Origin of the sequence: Plantactinospora solaniradicis, from assembly GCF_042658085.1 — a bacterium.
Classification (GTDB): domain Bacteria; phylum Actinomycetota; class Actinomycetes; order Mycobacteriales; family Micromonosporaceae; genus Plantactinospora; species Plantactinospora solaniradicis.
Map to the genome: position 1 here is coordinate 32,297 of NZ_JBHSPR010000007.1, position 21,111 is coordinate 53,407.

Annotated in this window: 19 protein-coding genes; 10 read left to right on the forward strand and 9 right to left on the reverse strand. The window is 70.0% G+C overall.

Going from position 1 to position 21,111, the window contains the following annotated elements:
* The first annotated feature begins 335 nt into the window (after positions 1 to 335).
* Positions 336 to 1,397, forward strand: a complete 1,062-nt coding sequence (locus tag ACFP2T_RS06240) for a LacI family DNA-binding transcriptional regulator (protein ID WP_377418326.1) — start codon at positions 336 to 338, stop codon at positions 1,395 to 1,397.
* Between the two features lie 17 nt (positions 1,398 to 1,414).
* Here the strand turns inward: ACFP2T_RS06240 and ACFP2T_RS06245 are convergent, their stop codons facing one another.
* Entirely contained in the window at positions 1,415 to 2,767 is a 1,353-nt protein-coding gene (locus tag ACFP2T_RS06245) for a glycoside hydrolase family 43 protein (protein ID WP_377418329.1), read from the reverse strand.
* Between the two features lie 294 nt (positions 2,768 to 3,061).
* Between ACFP2T_RS06245 and ACFP2T_RS06250 the strand changes: the two genes are divergently transcribed.
* Entirely contained in the window at positions 3,062 to 3,562 is a 501-nt protein-coding gene (locus ACFP2T_RS06250; RefSeq protein WP_377418331.1) for an anthrone oxygenase family protein, read from the forward strand.
* Positions 3,563 to 3,800: 238 nt separating this feature from the next.
* On the opposite strand, the gene ACFP2T_RS06255 is transcribed toward ACFP2T_RS06250, so the two are convergent.
* Positions 3,801 to 5,045, reverse strand: a complete 1,245-nt coding sequence (locus tag ACFP2T_RS06255; RefSeq protein ID WP_377418334.1) for a hypothetical protein — start codon at positions 5,043 to 5,045, stop codon at positions 3,801 to 3,803.
* Positions 5,046 to 5,216: 171 nt separating this feature from the next.
* Here ACFP2T_RS06255 and ACFP2T_RS06260 point away from each other — a divergent pair, with 171 nt between their 5' ends.
* From ACFP2T_RS06260 to ACFP2T_RS06275, 4 genes are all read left to right on the forward strand, one after another.
* Positions 5,217 to 6,521, forward strand: a complete 1,305-nt coding sequence (locus ACFP2T_RS06260) for a GAF domain-containing protein (protein ID WP_377418336.1) — start codon at positions 5,217 to 5,219, stop codon at positions 6,519 to 6,521.
* 58 nt (positions 6,522 to 6,579) lie between these two features.
* Positions 6,580 to 8,103, forward strand: a complete 1,524-nt coding sequence (exaC, locus tag ACFP2T_RS06265; protein ID WP_377418339.1) for an acetaldehyde dehydrogenase ExaC — start codon at positions 6,580 to 6,582, stop codon at positions 8,101 to 8,103.
* 3 nt (positions 8,104 to 8,106) lie between these two features.
* A complete protein-coding gene (locus ACFP2T_RS06270; protein WP_377418342.1) occupies positions 8,107 to 8,493 on the forward strand; it encodes a DUF779 domain-containing protein in 387 nt (128 codons plus the stop codon).
* A gap of 176 nt (positions 8,494 to 8,669) precedes the next feature.
* Complete coding sequence (locus tag ACFP2T_RS06275) at positions 8,670 to 9,455, forward strand: dihydrofolate reductase family protein (protein WP_377418345.1); 786 nt, start codon at positions 8,670 to 8,672, stop codon at positions 9,453 to 9,455.
* Between the two features lie 182 nt (positions 9,456 to 9,637).
* Here ACFP2T_RS06275 and ACFP2T_RS06280 read toward each other — a convergent pair whose 3' ends face one another.
* From ACFP2T_RS06280 to ACFP2T_RS06290, 3 genes are all read right to left on the reverse strand, one after another.
* Entirely contained in the window at positions 9,638 to 10,558 is a 921-nt protein-coding gene (locus ACFP2T_RS06280; protein ID WP_377418347.1) for a hypothetical protein, read from the reverse strand.
* Positions 10,559 to 10,641: 83 nt separating this feature from the next.
* The gene (locus ACFP2T_RS06285; protein ID WP_377418350.1) at positions 10,642 to 11,070 is read right to left on the reverse strand and encodes an MmcQ/YjbR family DNA-binding protein; all 429 of its coding nucleotides are present in this window, start codon (positions 11,068 to 11,070) and stop codon (positions 10,642 to 10,644) included.
* Positions 11,071 to 11,118: 48 nt separating this feature from the next.
* The gene (locus tag ACFP2T_RS06290; RefSeq protein WP_377418353.1) at positions 11,119 to 11,649 is read right to left on the reverse strand and encodes a hypothetical protein; all 531 of its coding nucleotides are present in this window, start codon (positions 11,647 to 11,649) and stop codon (positions 11,119 to 11,121) included.
* 187 nt (positions 11,650 to 11,836) lie between these two features.
* On the opposite strand from ACFP2T_RS06290, the gene ACFP2T_RS06295 reads away from it, so the two are divergent.
* Positions 11,837 to 13,195 (forward strand): BTAD domain-containing putative transcriptional regulator, encoded by a 1,359-nt coding sequence (locus tag ACFP2T_RS06295; RefSeq protein ID WP_377418356.1) that lies wholly within the window; start codon positions 11,837 to 11,839, stop codon positions 13,193 to 13,195.
* Between the two features lie 457 nt (positions 13,196 to 13,652).
* Positions 13,653 to 14,369: a zinc metalloprotease gene (locus ACFP2T_RS06300; protein WP_377418359.1), complete on the forward strand. Its 717-nt coding sequence runs from the start codon at positions 13,653 to 13,655 to the stop codon at positions 14,367 to 14,369.
* Positions 14,370 to 14,621: 252 nt separating this feature from the next.
* Here the strand turns inward: ACFP2T_RS06300 and ACFP2T_RS06305 are convergent, their stop codons facing one another.
* From ACFP2T_RS06305 to ACFP2T_RS06315, 3 genes are read right to left on the reverse strand one after another with little or no spacing between them, the layout of a single operon-like run.
* Positions 14,622 to 15,371, reverse strand: coding sequence for an LLM class flavin-dependent oxidoreductase (locus ACFP2T_RS06305; protein WP_377418362.1), 750 nt, complete (start codon positions 15,369 to 15,371; stop codon positions 14,622 to 14,624).
* Complete coding sequence (locus ACFP2T_RS06310; protein WP_377418365.1) at positions 15,338 to 15,541, reverse strand: hypothetical protein; 204 nt, start codon at positions 15,539 to 15,541, stop codon at positions 15,338 to 15,340. The genes ACFP2T_RS06305 and ACFP2T_RS06310 overlap by 34 nt, the downstream gene beginning before the upstream one ends.
* Positions 15,542 to 15,577: 36 nt before the next feature.
* Positions 15,578 to 15,736, reverse strand: coding sequence for a hypothetical protein (locus ACFP2T_RS06315; protein WP_377418368.1), 159 nt, complete (start codon positions 15,734 to 15,736; stop codon positions 15,578 to 15,580).
* Positions 15,737 to 16,741: 1,005 nt separating this feature from the next.
* Between ACFP2T_RS06315 and ACFP2T_RS06320 the strand changes: the two genes are divergently transcribed.
* Both ACFP2T_RS06320 and ACFP2T_RS06325 read left to right on the forward strand, forming a co-directional pair.
* Entirely contained in the window at positions 16,742 to 18,934 is a 2,193-nt protein-coding gene (locus ACFP2T_RS06320) for a DUF6055 domain-containing protein (protein ID WP_377418371.1), read from the forward strand.
* Positions 18,935 to 18,985: 51 nt separating this feature from the next.
* Positions 18,986 to 20,080 (forward strand): cellulose binding domain-containing protein, encoded by a 1,095-nt coding sequence (locus ACFP2T_RS06325; protein WP_377418375.1) that lies wholly within the window; start codon positions 18,986 to 18,988, stop codon positions 20,078 to 20,080.
* Between the two features lie 48 nt (positions 20,081 to 20,128).
* Here ACFP2T_RS06325 and ACFP2T_RS06330 read toward each other — a convergent pair whose 3' ends face one another.
* Entirely contained in the window at positions 20,129 to 21,109 is a 981-nt protein-coding gene (locus ACFP2T_RS06330; RefSeq protein ID WP_377418378.1) for a helix-turn-helix domain-containing protein, read from the reverse strand.
* Between the last annotated feature and the right edge of the window lie 2 nt (positions 21,110 to 21,111).

Sequence of the window (21,111 nt, forward strand, 5' to 3'; positions counted from 1 at the left end):
GCGGGGGGCGGCCCCGACGATCCCGGAGAGCCTACGGCCGCGCACCGACGCTCGGAACCCGGCACCGTCCACTCTCGGCGACGCGGCCCGCAACCGCGCGCGCTCGGGCGGCAGCACCGCCTCGGCGCCGTGGGCGACCGATCCCCGGGGTGGACGACCGATCCCCCCGGTCGGACGACCGATCCGGCCCGGTGCCGGAACCGGAACGCAACCTGGCCGGAACACGGACCGTCGCGATCGCCAATCAGCATGGTGGGGCTAACCTGGGACGGGTGTCCGGCGTCGCCGGCGGGGGCGGAAGGCGGTAGACGTTTGTGCTGGCGGAGGATGATCCGATGACGACGCCGTCGCGGGCGGGACGCCCGGCGGTGATGACCGACGTGGCCCGGCTCGCCGGAGTGTCGCACCAGACGGTCTCACGGGTGATCAACGGCCATCCACGGGTACGTCCGGAGACCCGGGACCGGGTGGTCCGGGCGATGGCGGAACTCAGCTACCGACCGAACGCGATGGCCCGGGGCCTGGCCAGCCGTCGGTCCCGGGTGCTCGGCGTGGTCAGCTTCGACACCATCCTGTTCGGCCCGGCGTCCACCCTGCTCGGCATCGAGCGCGCCGCGCGGGCCGCCGGCTACGGCGTCAGCATCGTCACCCTGGAGAAGGTCGACCGCCGGGGCGTGCTCAGCGCCGTGGAGGCGCTCGACGGCCAGGGTGTCGACGGAGTCATCATCATCGCACCGCAGATGGCGGCCGCCGCCGCGCTGCACAGCCTGCCCCAGGGAATGGTGGCGGTGGCGGTGGAGGCGGGCCAGGACAGCGGCCTGCCGTCCGTGTCGGTCGACCAGGTCACCGGCGCGCGGCTGGCCGTTCGGCACCTGCTCGAACTCGGTCACCGGACGGTGTGGCACGTCTCCGGCCCCAGTGACTGGCTGGAGGCGCGGGACCGGATCACCGGCTGGCGGCAGAGCCTGGAGGAGGTCGGTGCCGCGGTGCCGCCGATCATCGCCGGGGACTGGAGCGCCCGTTCCGGGTACGCCGCCGGAACCGCACTGGCCGGAAACCCGGACGTGACCGCCGTCTTCGTCGCCAACGACCAGATGGCGCTGGGCCTGCTGCGTGCCCTGCACGAACGGGGCGTACGGGTGCCGGCGGACATCAGCGTGGTGGCGTTCGACGACATCCCGGAGGCGGAGTTCATGTTGCCCCCGCTGACCACGGTGCGTCAGGACTTCGACGAGGTGGGCCGGCGCGGGATGGCCACGCTGCTGCGGCTGCTCGGCTCGACCGAGCACGGCGCCCGGCTGACCGCAGTACTGCCGACCGCCGTCATGGCGACCACGACGCCGATCGAGCCCACCCTCGTGGTCCGGCAGAGCACCGCCGCACCCGCCAGCGGCTGAGCCGGGCGGCCCGGGGCTCAGGCCCAGGGGGTCGTGGGCCGGAACGAGCTGTCCGCCCGGAAGGTGGCGTTGTCGGCGTACCAGTCCACCCGCAGTTCGTAGTTGTAGTGCCGCAGGTACCGACCCGGATTGTTGTACGACTCCAGCGCCACCGAGCCGGAGACCGAGCCCGGCCGGGCGCAGAAGGTGGCGTCACCCCGGAAGATCGCGGTGCCGTCGCTCGGGTCCAGCCGGAGCCGGAAGTCGTAGTGGCGCAGGTACCGGCCGCCCGTGTCGGTGAACGAGTAGCAGTTCGGATCGGCCAGCCCGGCCACCACCGTGAAGGTGGCGTCCTGCCGGGTCTGCGCGGGACTGGCCGCGGAGACCGGTTCGACGTACCCCAGGTAGTCCCGGTGCCGGACGTAGCGGTCCGGGAAGTTCACCGACTGGAACGAGCGGGCGCTGTTCAGCGGCAGGGTGACCCCGCCGGGAACGGTCTCCCTGAGCACCGTGAAGTGTCGGGCGAAGCCGGACAGCCCGGGGAGCTGGCTCGGTGCGGTCCAGGTGGCGAAGCCGTCGTAGCTGTCGCTGAACAGGTACTGCCCGACGGTGTAGCCGTCGAAGAAGATCCGCCAGCCCCCGTTGTCCAGCGGCACCAGCGCCTGACCCTCCCGGGGACCTCCCCAGCCGGCCCAGTTCCCGGTCCGGCGCATCGTGTACGGCCCGGTCAGGCTCGTCGCCGTGGCGTACTCGATGAACTTGGTGGTCTCCTGCTTGGTGAACGCGTGGTACGTGCCGCCGACCTTGACCACGAAGGTGTCTATGTAGTTCGGGCCGATTCCGGCGAGTACGGCGGGCGCGCTGAACGCGGTGAGCGCCGCGTTGGTCGCCCGCAGGCGGTACGGCTTGAAGTCGGCCCCGTTGGTGGAGAGCGACACGATGACGTTGACGCTCCCGTCGGTGTCCACGAACCACTCCGGCGCCCAGGTGTTCTGCACCGTCAGGGGGATGGTGTGGTTGCGGAGGAAGGTCCAGTTCACCCGGTCGGTGCTGGTGGCGAATCCGATCGTGTTCCCGGTCCAGTTCGTCGTGTAGACGATGTAGTACCGGCCGTCGGTGTGCCGAATGATGCTCGGGTCCCGGATCAGTCCGGACGGCGGGGTGTACGCCGGGCCGCGCAGCAGCCGGAAGCCGGTCGCGTCCGGCGACTCGTAGACGTACATGTTGGACTCGCTGCTGTTGGTGAATGCCGTCATGGTGTATCGGGTGACCTGTCCGGGCGGCGGCGCCGCGGCCTGGACCGGGGCCGCCGGTACGGCGGCGCCGATGGTCAGCAGCAGTGCCGCCGCGACCAGCGGAGTCCATCGGGATCGGGTCCGGGAGCGCGCCATCTCCGCCACCTTCGGTTGCTGGACGCCAGGGTTCCCTGGGCTTCCGCCGACACCGGGGCCGGGCGGTTCGGTGCCAGTGTTAGCGCTAACAACGATGGCCGTCAAGGCCACGCATAGAATCTGATGGATACCCGAACTCGCCTCAGCCCAACTCGCCGCCCCCTTCGTCGGGCTCCGCCGGACGGGTCGGCGGTCCGGGTCGCCCACCTGGGAGACTCTGAGCCGGACCGGTCCGTGGGACAGGGCCCCCGGCGCAGGCCGGAACCAGCAACGGATCTGGAACGGGAGCGGGACGTGGAACTGGTCGGAGCCCTGTCGCTGATCGCCGCCACACTGACCACGGGTCTGATGGCCGGACTCTTCACCAGCTTCGCGTACGCCGTGATGCCCGCTCTCCGGCGTGCCGACGACCGGACGTTGGTCGTCACGATGCAGCAGATCAACAGGGCGATCATCAACGGCTGGTTCCTGAGCGGTTTCCTGGGCGCCCCGGCGCTGGCGATCGTGGCCCTGGCCACCCACTTGAGCGGTGACCTGCGCCGGGCCCTGCCGTGGATCGCCGCCGGGTTGCTGCTGTACCTGGTGATGTTCGGCATCACCATGGGTCTCAACGTCCCCCTCAACAACCAGCTCGAGGCTGCGGGTGACCCCGATCAGCACACCGACCTCGCGACCGTCCGTGACCGCTTCGAGGCCCGGTGGGTGGCGTACAACCTCGTTCGGGCGGTGGCCTCCACCGCCGCCTTCGGCTGCCTGCTCTGGGCCCTGGTGCTGCACGGCACCGCCACCGGCTGACCAGCGGCGGCGGATCCACCACCGGTTCGCCCACCCGTCCGTCAGCCGGGACCGACCGGCGGCGGCGGACCAGGCGGCGCGGGACCGGCTGGCGGCGCGGACGGTGGACCCGGCTGCGGCGGTACGGGCAGCGGCAGGCTGGGCAGCGGCAGGGTGGGCAGCGGCCGGCCGGACAGCGCCGGATCGGGCACCGGCCGGTCGCCGGACCGCGCCCCGCCCAGACAGTAGACCAGCCCGATCAGCGGTACGAGCAGCAGGCAGCACTGGAGATTGGGAAGCTGGAGCCGCTCCAGCGACGCCGCGTTGTCGAACCGACGCCCGGGTCACGGGACGTCGGAGTGAATACGCCGGAGCAGAGAACGCCGGCCGTCAGAATCCCGACCAGCACGAGTACCGATCCGACCCGTCCGGCGGCCCACTGGAAGGGCCCGACGGGTGGCCCGAGCACCGGTCCCGGCCGGGTGTCCCGGACCGGCGGCAGGTTCCGGATACCCACCGGGGCGTACCGGCCGGTGTCGCTGACCAGTACCGCCGCGTGCAGCCGGCGCCACCGCGCCCGCGCCGTCCCGGGCAACCAGCACAACGTCACCGCGCCGGGAAACTCCTGGCGAAGCCGGGCGAGGTCGAACGAACCGTCGAAGTGGATGGTGCCTCTCGCCTCGGGCCCGTTGAACTCGGCCGGCAGGGTGCCGGACTCGTCGGTCCGGACCGAGGCTTCTTCGAGCCGGCCGGTGAGCACGATCGCCGGCTCGCTCCCGTGGAGAAGCACGCGGCGCAGTCTCGCCTGGGCCCGCCAACCTCCCGGTGGCCCGGACCGGTACGCGAGGACCAGGATCATCGCGATCCCGCACGACAGCAGGCCGAGGAACCAGTCGGGTACGCCCCCGACCAGCAGCTCGGCCAATTCGTCCGCGTCCTCGTCGATGACGGCACCGGCGGTCGGCTCCGTCGCGGAGTACAGCACGTAGACGATCTGCCCCTGCTGGGGATACCGGTCGAACGCCACCCGCTCCGTGATCGACCGGGTCGGCCGGATCGAATCGGTCAGCCGTACGGTCACCTGGGCCTCGTACCAGTCCGGACCTCTCGCGTGGTGCGAGACGACCGGACCCAGCGCGGCGACCTCCGCCTCGTAGATGTCCGGATCGGCCTGCCGGAGCGTGACCAGTTCCGACGGTGTGGCGCTGGCTGCCCAGGGCAGCGACAGCGCGCAGACCCCGCCGAGGACCAGCACCGTGTCGGCGACGATCCGGCGCCGGGCGGGCCACCAGCCGATCCCCTGGGGTGCGCCGTCGGCGGGACCGGCCCGGACCGCCAACAGCCACCACCCGACGCTCGCCACGATCGTGAGGCCGAACGGTCCGAGGACGTCCAGGCGCGGCCAGGTGCGATCCCAGGTAATCAGCAGTCCCGCCACGGTGGCCAGGACGCCGGCCAGGGCCGCCCCGGCGAGGCAGACCCGGAGGAGAGCGGAGGGGCGCACGAAGATCATTATGTGGCCGGTCCGCAACCTCGGGCTCCGGGACGACGAGGTGGCCCTGCTCACCATCGGGTGGCCCCGGTGACCCCCAGCTCACCGGTGCGGCCGCCCGGCGTTGCGCCGGGGTGACGACGGGGTGAGTATCAAGGGGATACCTGTCGATGGCGGGAGGGCATGGGCAACGCATGGCTCGCCGAGGTCGGAACGGACCCGCTGACGCGGGCCCGCGAGATCGGACGGGCACATTCGGCCTTCGTCTCCACGCACGCGTTGAGCGGCGTCGACGCCGTACGGCCGGTGGTTGCCCAGTCGTGGCTGCGGTCGGCGGACGCCCGGGTCGAGCAGGCGGGCGACGCCCCGGTCACGCTCGTCGACGAGGACCTGTCCGGCTACCGGTCCCGGCACCCGCTGGCGTCGGTGATCGGGCTGCTCCGCCAACTCGTCGGCACCGTGGCCGAGGAGGGCGAGCACCTGATGGCGGTCTCGGACGCCGACGGCCGACTGATGTGGGTGGAAGGTCATCCGGTCGCCCGGGCCCGGGCCGAGCGGATGAACTTCGTCGAAGGCGCGCTCTGGGACGAGGAGCACGCCGGCACCAACGCGCCCGGTACGGCGTTGGCACTCGACCACGAGGTCCAGATCTTCGCCACCGAGCACTTCCGGCCCGCGGTCCAGGCGTGGACCTGCTCGGCGGCGCCGATCCATGATCCGGCAACCGGCCGACCGCTCGGGGTCGTCGACATCACCGGCGATGACGGGGTGGCGAACCCACTGAGCCTCGCGCTCGTCCGCGCCGCGGCCCGTGCCGCCGAGTCCGAGTTGGCCCGGCGGCCGTCGGGTCTGTGGCTGCCGGGCGCCGGCCCGCCCCGACTCTCGGCACTGGGCCGGGACGAAGGGCTGCTGCGGCTGGACGGTCGTGACGTCCGGCTGCACCGCCGGCACACCGAAATCATGGTCCTGCTGATGCTGAGTCCGGACGGGATGACCGGCGACCAGCTCGCCTCGGCCCTGTACGACGGACCGGCCAACTCCACGACACTACGGGTGGAGTTGACCCGGCTACGCCGCCTCATCGGCGACCGGCTCGCCTCCCGCCCGTACCGGCTGGTGGGCGCGGGTGGCGCCGACTTCCTCGACGTCGTCTCGGCGTTGCGCGCCGACGATCTGCGCCGCGCGCTCGGCGGCTACCACGGTCCGCTGCTGCCGAACTCGGAGGCACCGGGTGTGGTCGAGCAGCGGAACTGGCTCCACACCCGGCTGTGCGCCGCCGTACTCGCCTGCACCGACCCGGACCTGGTACGCGGCTGGGCCGACCGGCACGGCTTCGACGACCTGCGGGTGTGGGAGTGGCTGGAGCGGATTGCGGCGTACCCGTCGACGCACCGCACGATTGCCGAGGAGCGGTGCCGCCAGCTCCGCACGGAGTACGGCCTCCCCCACCGACGCAACATTCATGCAACGTCACCGAAACTAACGTGACCGCCATCCATGCCTGACCGTCCGACCGGGACGGCACCAGCCGACGGAGGTCACCCCCATGACCGACTTTACGGCGCCCGGCACACCCGGCGCCAAGCTGAACTATCAGTCCCGCTACGACCACTGGATCGGCGGAGAATACGTCGCGCCCGCGCTCGGCCGGTACTTCGAGAACCCGACTCCGGTCACCGGGCAGCCCTTCTGCGAGATCGCGCGCGGTACCGCCGAGGACGTCGAACGGGCCCTCGACGCGGCACACGGCGCCGCACCCGGTTGGGGCCGTACCTCCGCCGGGGAACGCGCGAACATCCTGAACCGGATCGCCGACCGGATGGAGGCCAACCTCGAGGCCCTCGCCGTGGCCGAGACGTGGGAGAACGGCAAGCCGATCCGGGAGTGCCTGGCCGCCGACATCCCCCTGGCGATCGACCACTTCCGGTACTTCGCCGGCGCGATCCGCGCCCAGGAGGGCTCGCTGGCCGAACTCGACGACGACACCGTCGCGTACCACTTCCACGAGCCGCTCGGGGTGGTGGCCCAGATCATCCCGTGGAACTTCCCGATCCTGATGGCCACCTGGAAGCTCGCCCCGGCGCTGGCCGCCGGCAACGCCGTGGTTCTCAAGCCCGCCGAGCAGACCCCGGCGTCAATCCACTACTGGATGAGCCTGGTCGCGGACCTGCTGCCGCCGGGCGTGGTCAACATCGTCAACGGGTTCGGCATCGAGGCCGGCAAGCCCCTGGCCGCCAGCCCACGGGTGGCGAAGGTCGCCTTCACCGGTGAGACCACCACCGGGCGACTGATCATGCAGTACGCCAGCGAGAACATCAAACCCGTCACCCTCGAACTCGGCGGCAAGAGCCCGAACATCTTCTTCGCCGACGTCAGCTCGGTCCACGACGACTTCTACGACAAGGCCCTCGAGGGCTTCACGATGTTCGCCCTCAACCAGGGTGAGGTCTGCACCTGTCCGTCACGGGCGCTGATCCAGCAGGGCCACTACCAGGACTTCCTAGACGCCGCGGTGGCCCGCACCGAACAGATCGTGAGTGGTCATCCGCTCGACCTGAGCACGATGATCGGCGCGCAGGCGTCGAACGACCAATTGGAGAAGATCCTGTCCTACCTGGACATCGGCACGAAGGAGGGCGCGAAGGTCCTCACCGGTGGCGCGCGGGCCGACATGGCCGGTGAGCTCTCCGGCGGATACTACGTCCAGCCGACGATCTTCCAGGGCAACAACTCGATGCGCGTCTTCCAGGAGGAGATCTTCGGCCCCGTGGTGTCGGTGGCGCCGTTCGCCGACTTCGACGACGCGATCAAGATCGCCAACGACACCCTGTACGGGCTCGGCGCGGGCGTCTGGACCCGCGACGGCAACACCGCGTACCGGGCCGGGCGGGCGATCCAGGCCGGTCGGGTCTGGACGAACTGCTACCACGCCTATCCCGCACACGCGGCCTTCGGTGGATACAAGGGCTCCGGCATCGGGCGGGAGAACCACAAGATGATGCTCGACCACTATCAGCAGACCAAGAACCTCCTGGTCAGCTACTCGGCCAAGAAGCTGGGACTCTTCTAGGCCATGCCGACCACCGACATCTCCCGGGTGGCCGTCACCGACGCGGCGGCGGAACTGCTCCGCACCCTGTCCGGCGTACACGGCCCGTTGATGTTCCACCAGTCCGGCGGCTGCTGCGACGGCAGTTCGCCAATGTGCTACGTACAGGGCGAGTTCCGGACCGGCGCGTCCGACATCCAACTCGCCGCCCTGCGGGTCGACGGGGTGGCGGCACCGGTCACGTTCTGGATGTCGAGGGCGCAGTTCGAGACCTGGCGCCACACTCACCTCACCGTCGACGTGGTGCCGGGGCGGGGCGGCGGGTTCTCGTTGGAGGCGCCCGAGGGCGTGCGCTTCCTGATCCGGTCCCGGATGCTCACGCCGGAGGAGGACGCCGCCCTGAACGCGTAGGACCGCCGCTCACCTCGGCAACCGCCGCCCGCCTCGGAAACTCCGACGGCCGGAGAGACCTCGGCCATCCGGCCACCGTCGCTCCGGCCGTCGATTCCCGCTCGGCCTGGACCCAGTGCCGCGTCAGGCAACGTTTGCGACGTTCGTCGTTGACCCTGAGCCGGCGGTAGGGCGGCGTGGCACCGTGCATCGAAGTCGAGCGTTATGGGCGCCGTCCGGTTGCGAACCTGAACGCCCCGAGCGCCGAATCGGTCGCGCGCTCGGTCTGCGGTCTGGTTCGCATCACGACGGTGTTGAGTAGGTGCGATCGGGGCGCCGATGAGAAATGGCGCCGGCAGTCGTCTAAATATGGACCGGTGAACGCGGGGCGCGCATCAAGGGAGAGCAACGAGATGAGACCACTTCGATACTCGATCAACGTCACGCTCGACGGCTGCTGCCATCACGAGGCAGGGCTCCCGCCGGACGAGGAGTCGATGCGCCACTGGACCGCTGAGATGGAACGAGCCGATGCCCTGCTGTTCGGCCGGGTGACCTACGAGATGATGGAGTCGGCGTGGCGGAAGCCGGCCACGGGCACGTGGCCTGACTGGATGAATGAGTGGCAGATCCCGTTCGCCGAGACCATCGACCGGGCGAAGAAGTACGTCGTGTCGAGCACGCTGAGCGGGGTCGATTGGAATGCCGAGCTGGTGCGAGGCGACTTGGGGCAAGCGGTTCAGCGGCTCAAGCAGGAGCCAGGCGAGGGCCTGTGGGTGGGCGGCGTGACGCTCCCCCTGGCGTTGGCAGATCTGGGACTGATCGACGAGTACGAGTTCCTTGTGCAGCCGGTCCTTGCCGGACACGGGCCGACGTTGCTCGCCGGTCTGCGCGAGCGCATCCAGCTCGAGCTCGTGGACCGCCATGCGTTCCGGTCGGGGGCGATCGCCCTGCGATACCGAGCCACGCGAGCTCCGGCTTGACGTGATTTGTCCTGGCACGTTGGTCGCTGCCTCGCGACGGAACGACGGCTCGGGGTCGCGTCGCCCCGCGCTGGCCGTGCCCCCGAACGCGCGGACATATCGACAGGGGACATCGCCCCGAGGTGCCGGTAGCGGACAGGGCAAACGTTGCCTGACGTGGCACTAGGCGAGGGCCCGCGCCGTCAGACCCGCGCCACCACTGATTCGGCCGTGCCGCCGAAGTTGCTGCGGACGGTGATCTGTTCCGGTGCGCTGGTCCGCCAGCCGCGCTGGTCGGAGTGCCGGCCGTTGCCATTGTTGGTCAACGAGAACAGGAAACCGCCGCCGGCGCTGTAGACGCTCAGGATCGCGTTCGGATCGCTGCCGGTCGCCTCGATGGTGAGGATCCTGGACTTGTTGTACTGGGCCTTGGTGATCCGCACGATGTCGGCCGGCGGTGGGGTGCCGGGGGCGACGGTGATGGTCGCGGTACGTGTTATCACGTACCAGGAGGCGGTGATCGTGACGGTCGTGGGCGCGGTGACCGCACTGGTGGCCAGGTTGAACGTCGTACTGGACCGGTTGGCGCTCAGGCTGGCCTGGGTCGGGACCTGAGCCACGGTCGGGTCGCTGCTGGTGAACCGCACCACCGTTCCATCCCGCAGCGCACCGGTGAAGGTCGCCGTGGCGGTCGCGTTCTGTCCGGCGACGATGGAGGTCGGGGTGATGGACAGCCCGGACAGGGACGGCCCACTCGGGGTCGCGGCGTTCACCGTCAGGTACGCCGATCGTGGAATTCCACTGACCGCCGCGGTGATCTGCACGATCGTCTCCGGGGCCGAGGCGTTCGTGGCGATCGGAAAGGTCACGCTGGTGGCACCGGCGGGGATGACCGTGGTCCCCGGTACGGTCGCGACCGAGGTGTCACCGCTGAAGATCACCACGGTGTTGTCCACGGTGTCGGGGTACTGGAGTGTCACCGTCCCCTCCGTGGTCGCACCGTCCCACACCCAGTTCGGGGCGATGGTGAGGGCGCCTATGTACCCGGCTGCCGCCGCGCTACCAGGTAGCACGAGCACCGAGGCCAACACGGACAGAATCAGGAACGCGCTAAGGCGACGCACCGGCCCACCCCCACCGCACATCGAGTACAACGGATGTTACTGCGGGCTTCGCCGAGCGGATAGACGCCACATCACGGACCCCGCTACCCGCGTTCGACCGGGCCGGATGGCCGGTCGATCCGGGCGGCCAGCTTCTTCGGCGCCAGTACGCAATAGCTCTCGGTGAGCAACTCGGCGACCTCTTCCCAGTCGACGCCATCGTCGAGCACCATGCCCACGACGTCGGCGCCCCAGCCGGGCTTGTAGAACGGGTGGCCACTCTTGACGAGCCCCTCTATCTCGTCGCCCGGCGACCGGAACGTCATCACGCAGACCGGATCGTCGGTCCGGACGGCCCGGGCGTACGCCATCTGGTGGTCGGGATCGACGGTGAGCACGTGGGCGAAGGTCCGGTTGCGGACCCGCCAACGGACGCCCACCCACGCGGGCTCCTCGTAGGTTTCCGGAAACCCGAGGCAGACCCGTCGGAGCTGGTCGAGGACCATGGGTGGGACGTCTCCAGGTGCGGTCACGGACCGGAGATTACCGACCCCGTCCGACAGACTCGCCCCACAGAACGCCTAGCTGACGTCGGTGCACACGTTGTGCGTCGTGCCGCGGACCATGGTGATGGTCTTGTGGACGTAGGTGGGATCGAACTCGACGACGTACACCCCGTCGACGATCCAGATGCCACGCGGCAGCGAGCCGGCGTTCTCCCGAAAGCCGAGCAGCACGGGTCCGGTCGCGTACCAGGTCATCGAACCATCGGCGGCGTACTCCACCAGCGAGGTGCCGCTCGCGTCGACCCTCGTGACAGCACCGGTGTCGAGGTTCGTCACCTCGTCGACGAGGGCACCGGTGTACAGCTCGCGCCGGGGCGAACCGTCCGGGTACTCCGCCAGCACCAGCTTACGGACCTCGTCCACGACCGGTTGGACGCGGACAGGAAAGTCGCACCGCGCCCCGGCTGGCTGTTCGAACGCCTCCTGGGGCGCGGGGATCCAACCGCCGTGCGTTCTGCCGTCGGCCGCGGCCGGGGTCGCGTCGGACAGGCTCGTGACGGCAACAACCGCCGCCAGGACGGCGCCAACCTTCTTCTTCCAGTTCATACCTACTCCGCATCGTCAGACCATCGAACCCGACGAGCATTACCGACGCCGCTGACCACGTTCTCACCGTCGAGCGGCCGGCAGGGTCGTCCGACGGGCGGCTGCGGCCACATCCCGGCCCGCAGGGCTCACCAGTGCATCACCAGCCCCGACAACCAACGGCGGGCGCCGAGGAGTTACACCTGACGTGGAATTTCGACTACTCGGTCCCTTCGAGGCCCGCCACCACGGCCAGCTCGTCGAGCTCGGCAGCCGACGGCAAGAGCGGTGCATCCTGGCTGTCCTTCTGCTCGACATGGGTCGCCTGGTCAGCACCGGCCGCCTTATCGAGCTGCTCTGGAACGGTCGCCCACCCACCTCGGCGCGCAGCGCCGTGCACACCTACATCGGCCGGCTTCGCGCGTCGCTGGCGCCGTACGGGGCACGGATCCGTACCAGCGGCGACGGCTACCTGGTGGAGCGAGACGGGCACCATGTCGACGTCGACGAGTTCAGCCGGCTCGCCTACCAGGCGAGTCGCGCCACCGACCCGACAGCGCGGGTGCGCCTGGTCGACCAGGCGCTGGCCCTCTGGCGCGGTCCGTTCCTCGCCGACACCGCCGACGGGGAACTACGGGAGCGGTTGCACGGCACGCTCGAGGAACTCCGGCTCACCGGCATCGAACTGCGGGCCGAGGCGCAGCTCGCTCTGGGGCGGCACACCTCGGTGATCAACGAGCTGCCTCCGCTGGTCGCCCGGCACCCCACGCGGGAGCAGCTCGTCGCCATCCTGATGACCGGGCTGTACCGGGGCGGACGGCAGGCCGACGCGCTGCAACTCTATCGGAGCACCCGGCAGGCGCTGAGAGAAGATTTCGGGGTCGAGCCGGGCATGCGGCTACGCGAGGTACACCAACGGATCCTCCGTGACGACCACCCGCTCGACCGCCCCAGCCGGCCCGTCTACGAGGTGCGGGTCCGCGCGGAAAGCCTGCCATGGAGTGTCGGCGGGCATCCGGCGCTGGAGTTCTGCAACACCTTCGCCGGTTGGGGGCACGAACCGCCGATGCCGGGCGCGGAGTGGCTCCGTGAGTACCGCACCCTGGCCGTGTGGACGGGCCACGTCGGACTCGTCGAGGACGCCACGGTGGACCTGCTCATCGAACTCGCCCGGTGCGACCCGGACACGGCCACGGCGGTACTCGACGAGGCCCGCGCGCTGCGCAGCCGGCTGTACACCTGCCTGACCGGCCCGGACGACCAGCAGGCGTTCGACGCCGTGGCGCGACACGCGGAGGCCGCCGCCAAGACCTTGGTGTTTCGACGCGACAGCAACGGTTGCGGACGATGGTCGCCGAATCCCACCGCCGGCATCCGACTGCCCGTCCACGCGGCCGCGTGGAGCGCCGCCGAACTCCTGGCCGATCCGCGCCGCCTCACCATCCGGGTCTGTCCCGACGAGATGTGTGGCTGGCTGTTCCTCGACAAAGCGGGCCTGCGCCGCTGGTGCAGCCTCGCCACCTGCGGCCAAACCGCCGCCGCCGAGGCACCGTGCCTGACCGCCTGACGACTTCCGGATCGGGCCCGCGTTCCGGTAGCCGTGGCTTCGTCATCCGGGTACGGTCACCGAAAACTTTCGGACGAGATCAGGGTAGGTAGAGGCGCGCCGCAGAGGTCCGTCGGATGGAACCCGACGCCCATATACACGAATTCAGTTGCTGTCAGGATGGTATTTCCCGGCCGCCATCAGGCTTTCGACATCGATCTTTGTCGAAGTATTGCCGAAAAGGTTTTCGTCCATCATGGTGTGTTATGAGACCGGAGACCTGCGGCCGGGGTACCGGCAGCGCTCTCGTCTCCCGGCCAGCAATGCGGTCGGGTGGCCCCCGTCGGCCCGTCTCGCTGCCGGCGCCGGTCGCCGGACTCCGGGACGCCGAATGTCGCAGGACCGCGAAAGGACGCATCTTCCGCGTCCGCTGGCTCCGGCTTGGCCGACGTGGCACAGCAGCAGAGAGGACAGGAGCATGACAACAACCGAACCGAAGCGATCCCGGGCACGGTGGCGTGGCTGGCGCATCAGCATGGCGATGGGCGTGGTGCTGGCGACCGTCGTCACGGCAACGACCGTCGTTCCGCCAGCGGCGTCCGCGGCTCCGCCGACGGGGACCGTGCGGGTCTTCTGGCTCAGGCCCGCCGACGTACCGCACGACCAGCGGTATCCGGACGGCATCGCGAACGTGGTGCGTGAGGCGCAACGCTACTACCGGCAGGAACTCGGCAGGACGTTCCGGCTGAACGACCCGGTCGTCGAGGTCGTCACCGGAGACCAGGCACGCGCATGGTACGAGAACACCCCGGCCTGCGGCGCCAAGTACTGGTGGACCGTATGCAACATGCAGGCCGAACTCAGGCGCAAGTTCGGGTTGGGGGCGCCGGACAGCCGCTGGATCAACGTCGGCGAGATCAGCGCGGAGGGCCAGGGCGCCGGGGGTGGCGGCGGCAACGGCTGGGTCATCCTCAGCGGCCACGACGCCGATGGCGCGGCGGGCCTTGGCGGCAACATGAACCGCTGGTACGGCGGCATGGTGCATGAACTCGGCCACGCCCTGGGCCTGCCGGACTCTTCCTACACCGACGGCACGCCCATGTCGGCATCCTTCTACAACTACCCGAACACCCACTTCAGCCAGGCGCAGAAGGACCGGATCCTCAGCGGTCGGTACGGCTCCTTCCTGTCCTGAACGACCCCGGTGCCCTGCGGTTGTCCGGCGACGACGGGCGCCTCGCTCCCGGTCGCCGCCCGGTCCGCCGTCCACCAGCGGGACGGCGGACCGGGCCACCGGCGAGTACGAGATCCCGGGGAACCTGGACCAGCACGACGAGTCGCTGCTACTGGTCGACGGGACTGCCGGCACGCCTGTTCCTGGTGGACGCCGAGCATCCTGCCGGTCGTCGTTCGCGTCCGCTCCGGGTCGGGCCCGCGAGCCCGCTCGTCAGCCGTGCCGGCGCTGCCATTCCTGCGCGAGCAACTGGTAGGACCTCACCCGGTCCGCGTGGTCATGGGTGACGGTGGTGATGATCAGCTCGTCGGCGCCGGTCGCCTCGCGCAGTTGGTCGAGCTGGTCGGCGACCCGGGCCGGCGTACCAACGAACTGGGTGTCGACGCGGTCGGCGACCAACTCGCGGTCGGCGTCGCTCCAGTGACGGGCCCGGGCCTCGGCCGGGGTCGGAAACGGAATGGCACCCTCGGCGGTCCGGATGCTGCGTACCCACGGCCCGTAGCCCGACGCCAGCTCGCGGGCCACCGCCGCGTCCTCGGCGACGACCACGTCGGCCGAGACGCTCACGTAGGGCCGGTCCAGCTCCGCGGACGGACGGAACGCCACCCGGTACGCCTCGGCCGCTTCCAGGACGCTGCCAGGACTGACGTGGTCGTTGGCGGCGAAGCGAAGCCCGTTCTCGCCGGCGACACTGGCGCTCTCGCCACCGCTGCTGCCGAGGATCCAGACCTGCACCTGCGCCCCCTCGCCCGGCACCACGTGGGCTTCCTCGCCCTCGGCCGACCGGTACGTGCCCTGGAGCAGGTCGAGGATGTCCCGGATCTGTTCGGTGTAGTTCCGCGACTGGGCGCCGGGCAGTTGCAGCAAGGCCCTCTGCAAGGCGAAGCGCGGCGAGGCGAGCAGGTGGGCGAAGGAGAACTTCGGCGGGATCAGCAACCCGTTCGGGGCCCGGCCGCCGACCACGCTCGTGCCGCCGACGAGTGCCGGTTCCGCCTTCGATCCGGTGGGGCGGCCGCCGGACCGAAGCGTTCTGTCTGCTGGGCGAGGTCGATGCTGTTGCGTAACGCCTCCGCGGCGGTCGACCCCGAGGAGATCGGGACCAGGTCGAGTACGGCAAGTGGCGGAACGGTCATGGCGTCACCCTTCTCCGACGGCCGGCACCAGAAATCTCATCGGCTCACCCCGGAGGTCTCGCCCACGGCGGGCGGGGCCTTGGAGATGTGGAACGGCTCGGTGTGTGTGACCACCGCCGTGGGTACGAGGCCGACGTGCCGGGACAGCGGGGCCACCCGCGCGGCGACCAGTACGGCGTCGAGCCGCCCGCGCACCTGGTCGGTACGCCCGTCCGGCTCCGTGTGGCGCGACGACTGCAGCCCGAGCGAGTCGTCGATCGTGACGAAGTCCAGCAGGCCCCGTTCCGCCTCGGCGACCAGCTCGGATCAGTAGCGGGCGGTGAACAGTTCCGCCGGACGGGCGCGCGGTTCCCGCCACGCCGCGGGATGCCAGCCCGCACCGTCCAGGGCGACGGCGAGATGCAGCGGGTGCGATGAACCGGACATGGCGCCGCTCAGCTTTCTGCTCTGACGTGGTCGCGGAACGCTGTGCACCGACCGGTTGTGGCTCGCGGCTCCGAGGCGGATCGCCGTCGGGTGGTGCGGATGCGTGCAGGTGCCTCGGTCGTCGCGGGCCCGCCGACGATGGTGGTCAGGCGGCGATCGGATCCGGGCACGTCGAACCCGGCCCGGAACACACGCCCCGGTCGGTGGGCAGGCATGGGAAGGTCTCCTCTCGACCGTCGCACCTGCTCCAACCGAACCACATCACCTACTATTCCGGTAGGCATGATTCTTATTTACCGGCTGCACTGTCGGCTCGCGTGGCCAGGGACCGGCTGGTGGACCGACGAGCCGGGCGCAGGTCGGAACCACCAGCCGGGGACCGTGGGTGGGCGCGGTGCCCTTCCGCCCCCACTGCCAGGTAGGGCGCGTGTCACCGCAGCCTCGGCATCGACGACAGTCGCTTGCCCACGACCGCCGAAAGCCTTTTCGGAATGTAGGCGTACCACTCCGGTGGCGTCAAGGGTTCCATGGAAGATGATGTGGACTGGGCCCCGAAAGCTTTCGAAAGGCTTTCGACACGGCGGGCGACGATCCGCCGGCGCGGCCGGTCGGTCTCATCGATGCAGGCCAGGCCGCTACATCGAGAATCGTCGCTTGACAGGCCAGTACGCCCCGCTCAAAATGTGGTGGCTGGCCCCAACTACGCATCCTGATCCGGGCAGGGATCACGGCGGCCATACCCCGTACCTGCCGAAGACACGTAGGGATGCGACGATGAAACCTCGATCCGGATGGCGCCGGTGGCTGGCCGTGTTCGCGCTGGTCGTGCTCAGCACGGCACCGGTGGTCGTACCACAACTGACCCCACCCGCCGAAGCGGCCGCCAAGACGGTCTGGATTCCGGATCGCTGGCAGAGCACCGGCGAGGTGCCCTGGGCGACGAACCGCACCAGGGAGTCGGCCAACTTCATCCTGCTCTGGGGCGAGAAGTCGGGTACCGACCCGAGGAGCGCGCCGAGCGAGTTCCGCTTCGACCCCGACAACATCCTCAGTCAGCTCGAATCCCTGTACTCCTTCTACGTGAACACGATGAGGTTCACGACGGAGACCGGGCTGCTGGCTCAACACAAGATCATCGTCATCGTCACGCGCACCTGGAACCGAACCGCACTCGACGCCTGGGCGACCGGCGGCTCGACCGACGGTCGGGTCGGCGTCATCAACATCGCACCCGCCGCCGCACAACCCGGTTCCTGGGGTCTGGCGCACGAACTGGGGCACGTCTTCCAGAACTACACCTTCCTCGGCCGCTCCGGGATGGGCTTCACGCACGCGTCATCCGGCACGTTCTGGGAGGCCAGCGCCGAGTTCATGGCGATGCAGGTCTATCCCAGGACGGCCGCCGGCGACCTCACCCGCTGGCTACGCACGGAGAACCTGTACTACTCCTCGTCCCGGCACCACTACGGCGCCTGGATGCTGCCGCAGTACATCAAGGACCGCGACGGCATCGCGATGTTCAACCGGATCTGGAACGAGGCCCGTAACACCGAACATCCGCTGGAGGTGTACCGGCGGATCACCGGCATCACCCAGGCCGAACTCAACCGGCGCATCGGCGAGTACGCCCAGCACAACGTCACCTGGGACTACACGAACCGCGCCGACTTCATGCCGTTCATCAACAGCGTGTACGGCGCCGGCTTCCTCAACGCGTACAAGGGTGTGCCGGTCGAAGCCGTCAACGCCGGTGCCCGGCACTACCGCATCTCGGACGCGATGGCACCGTCCGACTACGGCTACAACAAGGTTCAGCTCGTACCGGACAGTGACGGTGCGCTGATTCGCCTGCACCTGAAGGGGCACGCGGAAACCGGTGCCACCGGCTGGACCTTCGGGTTCGTCGCGGTACGCAACGGCACACCCCGGTACGGGCCACTGACCCAGGGCACCTCCGGCCAGATCAGCTTCCAGACCCAGCCCGGCGAACGCGACGTGTTCCTGGTCGTCACCGGCACACCCGCCAGCTCGGTGCCGAAGTACGCCTTCCTCGACGGCTGGCCGAAGAACCGCCGCTACCCGTACGAGTTCCGCATCTCCGGTGCGATCCCGTCCGGCCACGAGCCCGGTTACCAGAAGCCGGCCGCCACGAACGGCGGACGCTGGCACGCCAACGGCGGGGGCTGGGTCGCCGGTAACGCGAACGTCGCCGCGACGGCGTACGTCGGGCCGCGTGCCGCCGTCTACAGTGGAACGGTCGGCGGCAACGCCCGGATCGAGGACCTCGCCTGGGTCAACGGCGGTACGGTCACCGGCAACGCGGTCGTCAGGGGCAACGCGATCGTGCACGGCGGGGTCACCATCGGCGGCAGCGCGATCATCGGCGGCGACGCCGAGCCGCCGGCCGGGCCGACCGGGGGAAGCTGCTCGTCGGGTACGTACCTGATGTTCAACCCGAGCCGGAGCTGCGACGGCGGCGGCGGTGAGGCGGACATCAACCCGGCGCACGGCACGTTCACCTCCGACGAGCTCGCCATCACCGGCGGCACCGGCCCCACGACACCGCCGCCCACCACCGGGCCGCCGACGACGCCGCCACCCACCACGGCCCCACCCACCACGGCACCACCCACGACGCCGCCGGCCGGCACCGTCACCTGCCGGGTGGCGTACGCGGCCAACTCCTGGAACACCGGGTTCACCGGCGACGTGACCGTGACCAACACCGGCGCCAGCGCCGTCAACGGCTGGACGCTGGCCTTCTCGTTCACGAACGGCCAGCAGGTGACCAGCGGCTGGAACGCCACGGTGACGCAGAGCGGATCGTCGGTGACCGCCCGGAACGCAAGCCACAACAGCACGATCGCCCCGAACGGCACCGCGTCGTTCGGCTTCCAGGGCACCCACGGCGGCACCAACCAGCCGCCCACCGGGTGGACCCTGAACGGCTCTCCCTGCACCGCCTGACACCCGAGCCGAGGTGGGGCGCTGTCGCGCTCCACCTGGAAGGAAGCGACCATGCCCCGAAAGGCTCTCCGGTACGCCCTCCTCGCCACGCTCACGGCCGCGCTGGCGATCGTCGTGGCCGGACCCGCGCTCTCGGCCGCCGCCCCGGTGCGGATCATGCCGCTCGGCGACTCCATCACCGCCGGCCCCGGCTGCTGGCGCGCCCTGCTCTGGGACCGGCTCCAACGCACCGGATACACCAACATCGACTTCGTGGGCACCCAGAGCGGCGGCGGCTGCTCGGTGCCGCTCGACACCGACCACGAAGGGCACGGCGGCTTCTCGGCGACCGGCATCGCCGACCAGAACCAACTCCCGCCCTGGCTCGCGGCCACCAACCCGGACATCGTGCTCATGCACCTGGGCACGAACGACATGTGGGGCGGCCACCTCCCCACCGACGCCAAGATGTCCGCGCTCACCAAACTGGTCGGCCAGATGCGGGCCAACAATCCGAGTGTGAAGATCATCGCCGCGCAGATCATCCCGATGGGCCAGAACGCCTGCGCCACCTGTCCGGCCGACGTCGTGGCATTCAACAACCGGATACCGGGCTGGGCCGCCGGCCTCACCACCACCCGGTCACCGATCGTCGTCGTGGACCAGTGGAGCGGCTTCAACACCGCCACGGACACCGGCGACGGGGTGCACCCGAACAACGCCGGCTTCCAGAAGATGTCCGACCGCTGGTACCCGGCGCTGGCCCAGGTCCTCAACGGGATCGTCCCGCCGCTGCCGACGGCGAGCCCGACCCGGACGTCGAGCCCCTCGACGACGCCGTCCGCGTCCCCGGCGCCCGGTGGCGGCCGGTGCACCGCGGCCTACAGGGTGGCTTCCCAGTGGAGCGGCGGATTCCAGGGTGAGGTCACCGTGACCAACAGTTCCACCGCCACGTCCTCGGCGTGGACGGCAGCGTTCACCATCGCGGGCGGCCAGCAGATCTCACAGGCCTGGAACGCCAGCGTCTCCCAGAGCGGATCGGCGGTCACCGCCCGGAACCTGAGCTGGAACGGCAGCCTGGCGGTCGGCGGCTCGGCCAGCTTCGGTTTCCTGGCCTCCGGGAACGGCACCGCCACCGCGCCGGTCGTGAGCTGCACAATCGCGTGACGGTACGGGCTTGCGGCACCGGGGCCCGTACCGTGTCCGGCCGGAGATCTACGGCTCCGCATCCGGCCCGGTGCGGTTCTGCGCTGACGCGCGGCGCCATTCGCCCGGGTTGAGGCCGTACATTCGGCGGAAGCGACGGGTGAAGTGCGTCGGGTCGCTGAAGCCCCAGCGGCGGGCGACCACCGCGATCGTCCGTCGCCGGCTCTCCGGCCGCAGCAGTTCCTCCCGCGCGCCCTGAAGCCGCTCGCCGATGATCCATTGCTCCAGACTGAAGTCGGCCTGTGCGCAGATCTTGTACAGGTGGCGCAGCGAGATGTTGTGCGCCGCCGCGATCGTCGCCGGGCGCAGGTCCGGGTCGGCCAGGTGCCGGCGGACGTACGCGCGAACCTGGGTCAACAGGGTCTCGGCGAGCACGGCACGAGCGTGTGGCTCGACGTGTGCGGCGGAGGCGAGGAGGGCACGGGCCAGCTCGATGCTGGCGCGGCCCAGCGTGGCCGCGGCCGGGTCGGCGTTGAGCCGTCCGGCGTCCCGCACCAGGTGGGCGACGTGGCTGGTGACCATGTCGTACAGCGGGCTGGTCCGGAGGTTGGCCGCCGCGCGACGGATGACGTCGATCGGGAGGCCGACCTGGTCGATCGGGATCTGGATGCAGCCGGCCGCGCCGTCGCCGGACCAGGAGAAGTCGTACGCCGAGGACAGGTCGACCATCATCAGCGAGCCGGGCCGGACGATCTGGCGGTGTCCGAGCTGCTCGTGGCGCCCGTCGGCGAGCAACTGGACGGAGAGCGCGATGACCGGCGCGGCGTCCTGCCTGGCCTGTCTGGCCGTGCGGACCAGTTGGAGGCCGGTGGACCGGGCGGTGAAGACGTTGACGTCGCCGAGGTCCCAGACTTCGAGGCGGGTACGGACCTCGCCGTCCGGGTCCTCGTGGATGACGTAGGACGGGACGGACGCCTGCATCATCGCCGCATAGACCGCCTCGATCCGATCGCCTCGCGGTATGTCCGCCGTGTCCAGAACAAATCCCATGT

Excerpts from the sequence above, each read along its gene's own strand:
- ACFP2T_RS06330 (WP_377418378.1), bottom strand. The coding sequence starts at position 21,109 with ATGGGATTTGTTCTGGACACGGCGGACATACCGCGAGGCGATCGGATC.
- ACFP2T_RS06310 (WP_377418365.1), bottom strand. The coding sequence starts at position 15,541 with ATGACCGTTCCGCCACTTGCCGTACTCGACCTGGTCCCGATCTCCTCG.
- exaC (WP_377418339.1), top strand. The coding sequence starts at position 6,580 with ATGACCGACTTTACGGCGCCCGGCACACCCGGCGCCAAGCTGAACTAT.
- ACFP2T_RS06245 (WP_377418329.1), bottom strand. The coding sequence starts at position 2,767 with ATGGCGCGCTCCCGGACCCGATCCCGATGGACTCCGCTGGTCGCGGCG.
- ACFP2T_RS06320 (WP_377418371.1), top strand. The coding sequence starts at position 16,742 with ATGAAACCTCGATCCGGATGGCGCCGGTGGCTGGCCGTGTTCGCGCTG.
- ACFP2T_RS06270 (WP_377418342.1), top strand. The coding sequence starts at position 8,107 with ATGCCGACCACCGACATCTCCCGGGTGGCCGTCACCGACGCGGCGGCG.
- ACFP2T_RS06325 (WP_377418375.1), top strand. The coding sequence starts at position 18,986 with ATGCCCCGAAAGGCTCTCCGGTACGCCCTCCTCGCCACGCTCACGGCC.
- ACFP2T_RS06260 (WP_377418336.1), top strand. The coding sequence starts at position 5,217 with ATGGGCAACGCATGGCTCGCCGAGGTCGGAACGGACCCGCTGACGCGG.
- ACFP2T_RS06300 (WP_377418359.1), top strand. The coding sequence starts at position 13,653 with ATGACAACAACCGAACCGAAGCGATCCCGGGCACGGTGGCGTGGCTGG.
- ACFP2T_RS06290 (WP_377418353.1), bottom strand. The coding sequence starts at position 11,649 with ATGAACTGGAAGAAGAAGGTTGGCGCCGTCCTGGCGGCGGTTGTTGCC.
- ACFP2T_RS06240 (WP_377418326.1), top strand. The coding sequence starts at position 336 with ATGACGACGCCGTCGCGGGCGGGACGCCCGGCGGTGATGACCGACGTG.